The organism is bacterium, assembly GCA_040755795.1.
Taxonomy (GTDB): domain Bacteria; phylum UBA9089; class CG2-30-40-21; order CG2-30-40-21; family SBAY01; genus JBFLXS01.
On sequence record JBFLXS010000131.1, the window covers coordinates 1 to 9479 of the forward strand.

The window sequence follows — 9479 nt, forward strand, 5'->3', positions numbered from 1 at the left end:
ATGGCAAAATTAGGCTCAAAAGCCTGATGATTTTTTTGCAACTTATCCTTTGAAGTTGAGTTGATAAAAAATGCTTCACCTATTTTCTTCCCTTTGTGTCCTTTGCGTTACTACTTTGTGCCCTTTGCGGTTTATCCTTTTTTAATCGCAAAGAACGCAAAGAAATCAACCGCGAAGAACGCAAAGATTAAAGGCAAAAGGAATCATAAAAAATTCACGAAACTCCAGCAGAGGATAATACCCATAAATAAGGTATGAGAATAATCGTTCCGTTAGGAACATAATATCGGTAGGAATAGATAGACAAATCAATCAGTTCCGTAGATGGTAGAAAATTTATGGAAAGCCATTTACCGATATATTGTCCCTATGGGACATTATTTGTATGATATTTATTTCTACCGATATGTTGTCCCTATGGGACATTAAATGAAGGATGAGGTAGAATTTTCACATTCTATTTTTTTCCATTTTATCATAAGAAATGGGAGAAGGCAAGCCAAATGGACATAATTGTCTAAAAATATAGCGAGTTATAGCACTAATTTGACATAGTGTAGTAATGGTTCACGCATAACTTGTTAATTCACTACGAGTAGTTACGAGTATTTAATTCTAAGTAAAGTTTTGAATAATAACTGCTATAAATAATCTCTTTACTCACCTAAAAACGCTCTTTTAACTTCTCCATTTTCCATCAGATTCTTACCTGTATCCTCTAAGGCAATTTCACCAATTTTGAAGACATAACCTCGGTCGGCCACTTCTAAAGCCATTCTGGCATTCTGTTCTACAAGGAGAACGGTAGTTCCTTTTCTGTTTATCTCCTTTACCTTCTCAAATACAATATCCACATAATTGGGTGAAAGACCAAGTGAAGGTTCATCCAGCAGAAGCAGTATTGGACTCAACATTAATGCCCTACCAATAGCCAACATCTGCTGTTCTCCACTACTTAATGTTCCTGCTCTTTGCTTTTGTCTTTCTTTAAGGACGGGGAATAATTCAAAGATCTTTTCCAGTCTCTCTTTAACTAACGAACTCTTAACTCCTAAACTCATCAACTCATTAACTAAAATATAAGCGCCCATCTCCAGATTCTCTAAGATGCTCATAGAGGTAAAGATCTTTCTCCCTTCTGGCACAAGACATAACCCTTTTTCCGCTAACTGATATGGTTGTTTACCGTTTATTCTTTCTCCTCTAAATAGAATATCTCCTGATTGGGGTATTAATAAACCACAGATTGACTTCAGGGCAGTGGATTTTCCTGCGCCATTTGGTCCTATTATTGCCACAATTTCTCCCTCATTTACATTAAGGGAGATATTATTCAAAGCAAGAACAGTCTCGTAATATACGGTTAAGTTTTTTACTTCAAGAATCACTTCCACGCCTCCTACCCAGATAGGCTTCTATGACCTTTTCATTTTTTATAATCTCTTTAGGCTGCCCTTCAGCAATCTTTTTACCATAGTTCAGCACAATGATATTATCAGAGATTCCTGTAACTACTTTCATATCGTGTTCTATGAATAAAATCGTCTTGCCTTCATCCCTTAATTTATTGAGTAGATTAAGTATCTTGAATCTCATTTCAGGGAAGACCCCTGCGGTTGGTTCATCTAACAAAAAGAGTTCTGATTCTGTTGCCAGTGCCCTGGCTAACTCAACTAATTTCCGCTGTCCATGGGATAGATTCTGTGCAAGTTCATCTTTCTTTTCTGCAATACCGACCAGTTCAAGATATTCTAAAGCCTTCTCCCTGTTTCTTCGTTCCTCATCTTTCATCATCTTTGATTGAAGGATTGCTGATAGTAAACTCTCGCCTCTTTCATATCTTGTGGCAAGCAACATATTCTCCATAACCGTAATTTGGGGAAAAAGCCTGATATTCTGAAATGTCCTTGAAATCCCCAGCCGTGATATTTTGTAAGGTAGCAGTTTTGTAATCTTTCTATATTTGAAGAACACATCCCCTGAAAAGGGCTCAAAAAATCCTGAAATTATATTAAATACTGTGGTCTTACCAGCACCGTTGGGACCTATCAAGGCACTGATACTTTTAGCTTGAATAGAGAAATTGACACTATCCACAGCAACAAGACCGTCAAATTCTTTAGAAAGGTCCTTAACCTCTAATATCCTATCATCTTTCATTTGAACTTGTAAACTCCTATTATCCCTTGTGGTCTTTTGAGCATAAGAATCACAAGGAGCAATCCGTAAATCATTTGTCTTAAGGGTGCTGCAATGGATGATGGTATTCCCACAAACCTCAGAAGTTCGGGAAGCACAACCAGAATCACAGCTCCCACTATTGAACCCTGTATGCTCCCCATTCCTCCAAAGATTACCATCAGAAGGATGGTAATCGATTCCATTACAGTAAAACTTGAAGGGTCAATAAAGGTTATGTAATGGGCATAGAGACTTCCCGCAATACCAGCAAAGAATGCCGCGATGATGAAGACCAGAAGCTTATGTTTGGTCGTGTCTTTTCCCATAGCCTCTGAAGCAATCTCATCCTCTCGGATAGACCTTAGTATCCTACCAAATGGGGAGTTTACTATTCTATTAATCACAAATGTAGTCATCACCACAAAGATTAATACCAACAACAGGTAACACCATATTTCTGACAACTGAAAACCGAAGACTGAAAACCCTGGTATTCCAGGCAAGCCCATTGGTCCTCTGGTAAGAGACACCCAATTCTTGGCAATAGAGTAAACAATAACTCCTAACCCGAATGTTGCCAGAGCAAGATAGTCTCCTTTTAGTCGTAGTGCTGGATAGCCTATTACAACACCTGAAAGGGCGGCAATCCAGGCTCCTATCAATAACCCGAGCCAGGGAGACATCCCCATGTTTAGTGCGAGTAAACTTGAGGTATATGCCCCGATGCAGGAGAAAGCCGCATACCCCAATGCTGGCAGTCCTGTAAAACCCACAATAAGATTCAGGCTCATTGTGAGAATGATGTATATTCCGGCAATAACAAGTATGTGTAATAAATACTCCATATCCTCAGATTGTCTCCTTTACTGATTTCGTACCAAGAATCCCCCATGGTCTTACCAGTAGAAAAATAATCAGAATAGCAAAGGCAATGGCATCCTTCCATCCTGCCTGTATCTTCCAGATACCAAGATTTTCAGCCAGACCTAAAAAGAATCCACCCAACACTGCACCTGGAATGCTACCAATTCCTCCGATGATAGAGGCAATAATACCTTTCAGAATAGCAGTAAAACCCATTGTTGGTTCAATATTGGTTTCATAAGAAATCAATATTCCTGCAGCGCCAGCCAAAGTAGATCCTATAGCAAACGAAGTCAGAATTATCCTTTCAGGATTTATGCCAACGACATTCGCTGCTATTGAATCATCTGCTACAGCCCTCGTTGCCTTACCGAGTTTCGTCTTCTGGATAAAGAGCCAGAGCAATATCATAAGAATTACCGAAACCACTAAAATCGTAATCTGAATATCAGTAATCACAGCACCAATGAAATGATGTCCTTCCTTGACGGGACCGGTTCTTATGGTAAGAATCTGCGCTCCATAGATGAGTTGAATCAGATTTTGAAGGAAGATAAACACGCCAAAAGAGGCGATGAGGAAAATCAGATTAGATGCATTCTGTTTGCGGAGGGGATAATAGACAAGTCTATCTATACTAATGCCCAGGAGTGCAGACAGGCAAATGGATAAAAAAAAAGAAAGTAACAAAATAGTTAGTGAGTTAATGGGTTGATGAGTTAATGAGTTCAGGAAGGTATAAGCGAAATATGCTCCCGCAGTATAAACCACACCATGGGCAAGATGGAAGAATTTTACTGTGCGGTAAATAACCGTAAACCCCAGAGCAATAAGGGCGTAGATGCTCCCAGCGATTATACCGTTTAAAAAAAGTTGGTTAAACATTTATGATTCCCTGTTTTCTGTTATTTTCTTTTCAAGATATATCTTCACCTTATCCAAAAAATCTTTGTATAAACTCTCTGTCTCTGATATAAACCTCTTGATGGATGACCATCTTATATCAAGGTATTCGTGGGCAACGATATTTCTAAATTTCACCCATGTGGAAAGTGCTTCTGCATCAACCATTTTTAATTCTTTAACTGCTGATAGCAAGGCTACAATATCCTTATAATTATCAGGAAGGGAAATACCTTCGAAGGTAAGAATAATTTTGGATATGTCTATTGATGAGTTTATTATATTTTCAACCCATCTTTCCACACTTCGCCTTCTATCTCTATCTGTAAAGTAATCTTCCCTGGTTAGATGCTTAAACCTGGTATAATCCTGCGTCTCTGATTCAAGAAAGTTTAAGCGTTGCAGTAATCTTTGGTTAAGTTCTTCTTTCAAAACTTCGCCTCTCCATAAAATCTTTTATTAGCATATCTCTAAAATCCTCTGCCTCATGGGTTACAACCTCCATAAAATCAAGATAAAGTCCCCAATCATTTATGGCAAGAGGAATACCCCTTATTGCACTTGCTGCAATGCTTGATGAAACCCTGTTTAAAATCAAGAGTTCAATCTCTTTATTCAAAAGATGCTCCAAATCCGACCATATTTTGTCCTCTGTAGAATAGAAGACCTCCTCTTCATATTCTACCGGATGTCTTTTTTGAGGATAAAAATATACCGCAATATCAATATCGGATAATTTCGTAGCGATTCCTTTTGCCTGTGAGCCAAATAGAAAGGCACAGGCAATATCCTTACGGTTTTCAAAGTAGTTTTTTAATCTCTTTATTTCTAAATCAGTAAGCATTGGTCACTTGTTAAAGATAAGAAAACTGTCCTCCTACCCAATTCATAGCCTAACAACCAATAACTAAAAACTAACAACTGTCTTTTCAGCTCCCTAAAACCCATAAACTCATCAACTCATATATTTTATATCTTTAAGATTTTTCTCTTTGATTTCTTCGTAACCTTCTATAATTTTTTTGCTAATTGTAGGTTCAAACCGAATCTCTGAAATATAGTTTCCAAAAACCTCATCTGTTTCCTCTTCCCCTTCAATAACAAGTCTTCCAAAATCCCCTTCGCCCCAGTGAACCACACGATTTTCGCTAAAAAACACTCTTCTACCTTGTTGCAGATAATATTTTGCCACTTCTCGTAAAAATGAGATGTAACAATTCACAAGCTCTCTTTCAAGAGACTCAAATCTTTCTTTGGTTTGTTCCCAAAGAGACTTAATCTTTACATCGCTTAAATTTTTAATCATTCTTTCTTTCATTTCATTTTCTTCAGGGTTTATAATTTCAAAACCTTCCTGTTGAACAATTTTTATAAAATCTTTATCACTGCAAACAAACTTGATATGTTTATTTATTTCCTCTCTCAACCATAATGCCGAGGCAAGATGAATTGCATCAAGTGCTTTCACAGAATACTTAAGCACTTCGCTTCTTAAAAAATGAAGTATGTAATCATTAAACTCTATACGATTTATTAAAGTTCTGAAATGATCTCCAAAGAGTTTTATCTGTTTCGAAAAAAAATCCTGAGTTATTTCTTTATTTTGTAGCCTTCTTTTTAAACCAAATAATACTTCAGGATAAATAATTGTGGAAGAAAAGAATGAGGAATTGGATTTCAAAAGGTCTACCATTGCCTCAGTTCCTTTCTCATAAAAATAAACTTTCAAAAGGACACTCGCATCAAGATAATATATCATTCTCGTATTTCTTTTAATATTTCACTCCATGGTTTTCCTGGGATTTTGGGAGGGATTTTTACTTCCACCTCCCTACCCGATGCCAGTCGGATCAATCCCTTTTCGGCTAATTCCTGAAGTTTTGATTGGTAGAATATTTCCTTTGTTATATCCTCAGTTTCTCGAAAACTCCTCTTGAATTCCGAAATTTGTTTCTCTTCCTTATAAGTTTTTTGCAATTCTATTGTTAATGCTTCGTTCATTTTTCCTTTTCAAGGAGTAAGAGAAAGAAAAGTCCACCAATTCCTATCCAGGTTAAAAATTCTTTGGTCTTTTTATCCCTTCCGAATTCGGCTAAGTGGGTAGATACCATTTGGATAGTCTTTACAGGATTAGTTCTATTAATCCATATACGGTTTGTGTTTGAAGGGACTCTAATTCCTTTGTCAACAACGACAAGAATCGGTTTCGCTTCTCTCAGTCCTTCTCTAACCTCTCTGTTTAACCAATCCAGTTGAAAGCCAGAAGATGTGGCAATGGCTAAAAGATAATCTGTTTCTTTAAGATGAGAGCGAATTCTTTCAGGAATAACACCTTTGGGTTCCCACTCTCTATCCGGGACAAATGGAGAGGCCCCGCGTTTTGCCGCTTCATTTGCCATTGCATAAACAACCCCCAACTCCCTTGGTGCAACACTATGACTGATAAAAACCTTAAAATTCATAACCTCTCCAACCTTTTAATTGCTTTTTTCTACCTCAAATTCCATCTTCCTTAACTCATAAACTCACCAACTCATAAACCCATAAACTTATAACTTCTTAATTCCCTTCTTCCACTTCAAAAATCTTCATTTCCCTCGGAGCTACACTATGACTGATAAAGACCTTAAAACTCATAAACTCTCCAATTCATTAACTCTAAGGGTGCAGTAAATCATCGTGAAGCCTTTCGCAATAAGGACATAGATGATGCTTCCGATTGTGCCATTTAACCTATACGGTCACATATATTTCTCTCACCATAAAATTCAAATAGTGTTTGTATGTTTATTCTCAACATTACTATTGTCGGATTAACATTTATGGCTTTTCAATTGTTTGAGTGGATTTTGTACCCAATTGGTTGCAGGGATTTTAATATCTGTTCCTATAGAATCAGAAATTTCTATATGTACTCTAAATCTGACCCTGTTTAATTTTTTTCGAGTCCTCTCGGGTTTAGATAAATCGCCTGTTGCAAATTTTTCAAAGAATCTTTCTACCCTTTTCTCATCACCATCGAAGATTCTCAGGTTAATAAACTTTTCACCAGCATCGAACGATGAAAAATCAGGAATATTTTCTATCTTATCCTTTTTTACATAATATCTTTCAAGATTACAAATATCTTGGAAATCATTGTAAGCGAACATATCATTAGCCTCTTGTAATACATATCTTTCACCATGTTTAAGATTGATATTCCTTACTTCATTGCACTATTCTGTACCTCCGTGATTACGTAATATTCGCCAAATTACATCTGGAGCTTTATAAAAACTGTAGTAATATCTTCTAGCTAATATTGAAGTAGCCACATGCATCTTCATATACTGGGATGGTGTTGCCCATACAAACATTCTTTCTTTACCGGTTAGTATCCAAAGAGTAAATTGTATAATATAAAACCAGGAATATAGTCTTTCTTCAATGGTCATCTTCAAGAACTTATTCATAGCTCTAATAGTTTCTTTTTGCTGTTGAGAAACAAAGAGAAAAATACTTGTGAAGAGTAATGCATTAGGAATTAGTGCTACTATAAGATATATTCCAAACCTAATAATATTGTTGGAGAAACCGACTTTCTGTAGAAACCCATTCAATATCTCGTTATTTAAATATTCTAATCCCAGAACTTGCAGGCACCATAAGAGTATCCCTAAAACGACATACCACGCCACACTTATAAATCTATCTGTCAGATAGGCTACCAACCACATTCTTATGTAACCTCCTCTGGCAATTTTTGCTTTAAACTGACAATAGGTATAACTTCCTTAAATGTGGGTACGAATCCGGCTTTTTCAAGAATTCTAAAGACCTTCTTAGAATCATAAGAATAGTGAAAGAATTGCTCACCGTTGTTTAAGAATAACTTCGTGTATCCACCAGGAATCGTTGAAGCCTCTGTATTGATTTCAGTCCCACCACTGTTCAAAAGATCAATGATAAAACCCAGATTCTCCCTGGTATTCATATAAGTATGAGTAAATGGAAATATCAAGCGACGGATAGCGACTGACAACTTGTACATTTTATTTGAGACCCTATAAAATGGATGTTGTATCAACGCTCCGTGTGCACTTTTCAACCTTGGTACCCCAAAGGCATAAGGTTCAATACCGTAGTTTTCTCTTATCCATAAACCATGGCGAATAAGAGATAATTCATCATATTTCCATTTATATAATCCAAAAAGAACACCCATGCCTATCCTTTCAATCCCAGTTTCAATAGCTCTATCAAATACCTGGAGCCTCCACTCGTACAAAGACTTATGGGTATTCTCCGGATGTACTCTATGATATTGATCTATATTATAAGTTTCTTGCCAAGTGTAAACTTCCGTGAGACCCGCCTCCCTAAGCACCTTATAGTCTTTCACATCCATTGGTTCTGACATAAGTATTATGGTTCCTCCACCTAAATCGTCTAGTTTTCTTTTCAAAGGTCTTATATATTCTGCCAAAAGGGTACCTTTAGTAAGCGTTTGATGATATCCTAAGACAACTTCTATATTCCTATGGCCAATTTCTAGTAAAAATTCCATTTCTTTCAAGAATTCTTGAGTTTGTAATGTGTTCCGCTTAAGAAAATTGTTGTCGCGACGGAAACTGCAGTAGACACAATTGTTGGCGCATACATTAGTGATGTATACAGGAACATATATTTTTACATAATTGCCAAATATTTTTCTCCTAAGCTTATTTGCAGATTGAATAACACAGTCATAAGAGGCATTGTCGTTTATACAATGGATCAAAGTAGAAGCTTCTTCCAAAGAAATCTTCTCAAGATCAAAGGCTTTTTGAACTATTCTTTCTACATCACTCACAGTTACCTTCCTTTTCTTTCTTAAAGTCTGTTTAATAATCTGAGGGTCTGTTTTATAATATTCCATAGTTTCACCTGTCAAAAAGGTTTTACAGTTTCTATGTATTCGAATTTACCATTCTTAACCACAAAGATTCTATAAGGCTTGATTACATCTCCATCTACAAATCGCATTTTACCTGTGACTCCATTAAACTCTTGCATCTTCTGAAAATATTTTGCAATAGATTCTCCCTTTTTATTCCCATCCTGGATAGCTTTTACAGCAAGTCCTCCACAATCATATGCATGAGCAGCGAACATATCCGGGACTTGGCCAAATTTCTGCTTGTACTTTTGCACGAATTCTCTGACTATATCTTCTGGGGACTCAGAATCATAAAGCGGGACACTAATATATGATCCTTCTATTATATTGGTGGAAATTTTCTCTAATATTTGGGGATCATAAAAACTATAGGCGGATAGAAATTTTGCCTGTAACCCTAATTCACTTGCCTGCCTTAGGAAATTTAGGAGTTCATCTAAGTATCCTAAAAGATAGATATAGTGAGGCGTTTTTGGTTTAACTTTTGGTGGTGTCCGAAATTAGCTAACTTCCTCTAACCGGATAGGTAAGCCATTCCTCTATACTCCAAACGTGGTCGGTTAGACCAGCAGCCATTGCCGGAGTTCGTTGTTGCCAACCACCATCAATG

General features: G+C 36.8%; 12 protein-coding genes and 1 pseudogene. All 13 read right to left on the reverse strand.

Annotated features, from left to right (window positions below):
- Window positions 1-656: 656 nt before the first annotated feature.
- A complete protein-coding gene (locus AB1414_09770; GenBank protein MEW6607720.1) occupies window positions 657-1385 on the reverse strand; it encodes an ABC transporter ATP-binding protein in 729 nt (242 codons plus the stop codon).
- On the reverse strand, window positions 1378-2160 hold the full coding sequence (locus AB1414_09775) for an ABC transporter ATP-binding protein (GenBank protein ID MEW6607721.1): 783 nt from the start codon (window positions 2158-2160) through the stop codon (window positions 1378-1380). Before AB1414_09775 ends, AB1414_09770 begins: the two co-directional genes overlap by 8 nt.
- The gene (locus AB1414_09780) at window positions 2157-3026 is read right to left on the reverse strand and encodes a branched-chain amino acid ABC transporter permease (GenBank protein MEW6607722.1); all 870 of its coding nucleotides are present in this window, start codon (window positions 3024-3026) and stop codon (window positions 2157-2159) included. Before AB1414_09780 ends, AB1414_09775 begins: the two co-directional genes overlap by 4 nt.
- Window positions 3027-3030: 4 nt before the next feature.
- Window positions 3031-3930: a branched-chain amino acid ABC transporter permease gene (locus AB1414_09785; protein ID MEW6607723.1), complete on the reverse strand. Its 900-nt coding sequence runs from the start codon at window positions 3928-3930 to the stop codon at window positions 3031-3033.
- Window positions 3931-4380: a HepT-like ribonuclease domain-containing protein gene (locus tag AB1414_09790; protein MEW6607724.1), complete on the reverse strand. Its 450-nt coding sequence runs from the start codon at window positions 4378-4380 to the stop codon at window positions 3931-3933. It abuts the gene before it with no gap.
- Window positions 4364-4792 (reverse strand): nucleotidyltransferase domain-containing protein, encoded by a 429-nt coding sequence (locus AB1414_09795; protein ID MEW6607725.1) that lies wholly within the window; start codon window positions 4790-4792, stop codon window positions 4364-4366. Before AB1414_09795 ends, AB1414_09790 begins: the two co-directional genes overlap by 17 nt.
- Window positions 4793-4903: 111 nt before the next feature.
- Window positions 4904-5707 (reverse strand): type II toxin-antitoxin system VapC family toxin, encoded by an 804-nt coding sequence (locus tag AB1414_09800; protein ID MEW6607726.1) that lies wholly within the window; start codon window positions 5705-5707, stop codon window positions 4904-4906.
- Entirely contained in the window at window positions 5704-5949 is a 246-nt protein-coding gene (locus AB1414_09805) for a hypothetical protein (GenBank protein ID MEW6607727.1), read from the reverse strand. Before AB1414_09805 ends, AB1414_09800 begins: the two co-directional genes overlap by 4 nt.
- Window positions 5946-6410, reverse strand: coding sequence for a toll/interleukin-1 receptor domain-containing protein (locus AB1414_09810; GenBank protein ID MEW6607728.1), 465 nt, complete (start codon window positions 6408-6410; stop codon window positions 5946-5948). Before AB1414_09810 ends, AB1414_09805 begins: the two co-directional genes overlap by 4 nt.
- A gap of 351 nt (window positions 6411-6761) precedes the next feature.
- Window positions 6762-7100, reverse strand: a complete 339-nt coding sequence (locus tag AB1414_09815; GenBank protein ID MEW6607729.1) for a hypothetical protein — start codon at window positions 7098-7100, stop codon at window positions 6762-6764.
- A 66-nt stretch (window positions 7101-7166) separates the two neighbouring features.
- Window positions 7167-7667 carry a hypothetical protein gene (locus AB1414_09820; protein MEW6607730.1) on the reverse strand — a complete coding sequence of 167 codons (501 nt, stop codon included), beginning with the start codon at window positions 7665-7667 and terminating at the stop codon, window positions 7167-7169.
- Between the two features lie 2 nt (window positions 7668-7669).
- Window positions 7670-8863, reverse strand: a complete 1194-nt coding sequence (locus AB1414_09825) for a radical SAM protein (protein ID MEW6607731.1) — start codon at window positions 8861-8863, stop codon at window positions 7670-7672.
- Window positions 8860-9330 (reverse strand): annotated as a pseudogene (locus AB1414_09830) (ABC transporter substrate-binding protein). Before AB1414_09830 ends, AB1414_09825 begins: the two are co-directional and overlap by 4 nt.
- Window positions 9331-9479: the final 149 nt, after the last annotated feature.

What these genes read in the sequence shown, in the direction of transcription:
- AB1414_09815 (MEW6607729.1), bottom strand. Translation starts at nt 7,100, where the DNA reads ATGTTCGCTTACAATGATTTCCAAGATATTTGTAATCTTGAAAGATAT.
- AB1414_09800 (MEW6607726.1), bottom strand. Translation starts at nt 5,707, where the DNA reads ATGATATATTATCTTGATGCGAGTGTCCTTTTGAAAGTTTATTTTTAT.
- AB1414_09810 (MEW6607728.1), bottom strand. Translation starts at nt 6,410, where the DNA reads ATGAATTTTAAGGTTTTTATCAGTCATAGTGTTGCACCAAGGGAGTTG.
- AB1414_09820 (MEW6607730.1), bottom strand. Translation starts at nt 7,667, where the DNA reads ATGTGGTTGGTAGCCTATCTGACAGATAGATTTATAAGTGTGGCGTGG.
- AB1414_09795 (MEW6607725.1), bottom strand. Translation starts at nt 4,792, where the DNA reads ATGCTTACTGATTTAGAAATAAAGAGATTAAAAAACTACTTTGAAAAC.
- AB1414_09785 (MEW6607723.1), bottom strand. Translation starts at nt 3,930, where the DNA reads ATGTTTAACCAACTTTTTTTAAACGGTATAATCGCTGGGAGCATCTAC.
- AB1414_09780 (MEW6607722.1), bottom strand. Translation starts at nt 3,026, where the DNA reads ATGGAGTATTTATTACACATACTTGTTATTGCCGGAATATACATCATT.
- AB1414_09805 (MEW6607727.1), bottom strand. Translation starts at nt 5,949, where the DNA reads ATGAACGAAGCATTAACAATAGAATTGCAAAAAACTTATAAGGAAGAG.
- AB1414_09775 (MEW6607721.1), bottom strand. Translation starts at nt 2,160, where the DNA reads ATGAAAGATGATAGGATATTAGAGGTTAAGGACCTTTCTAAAGAATTT.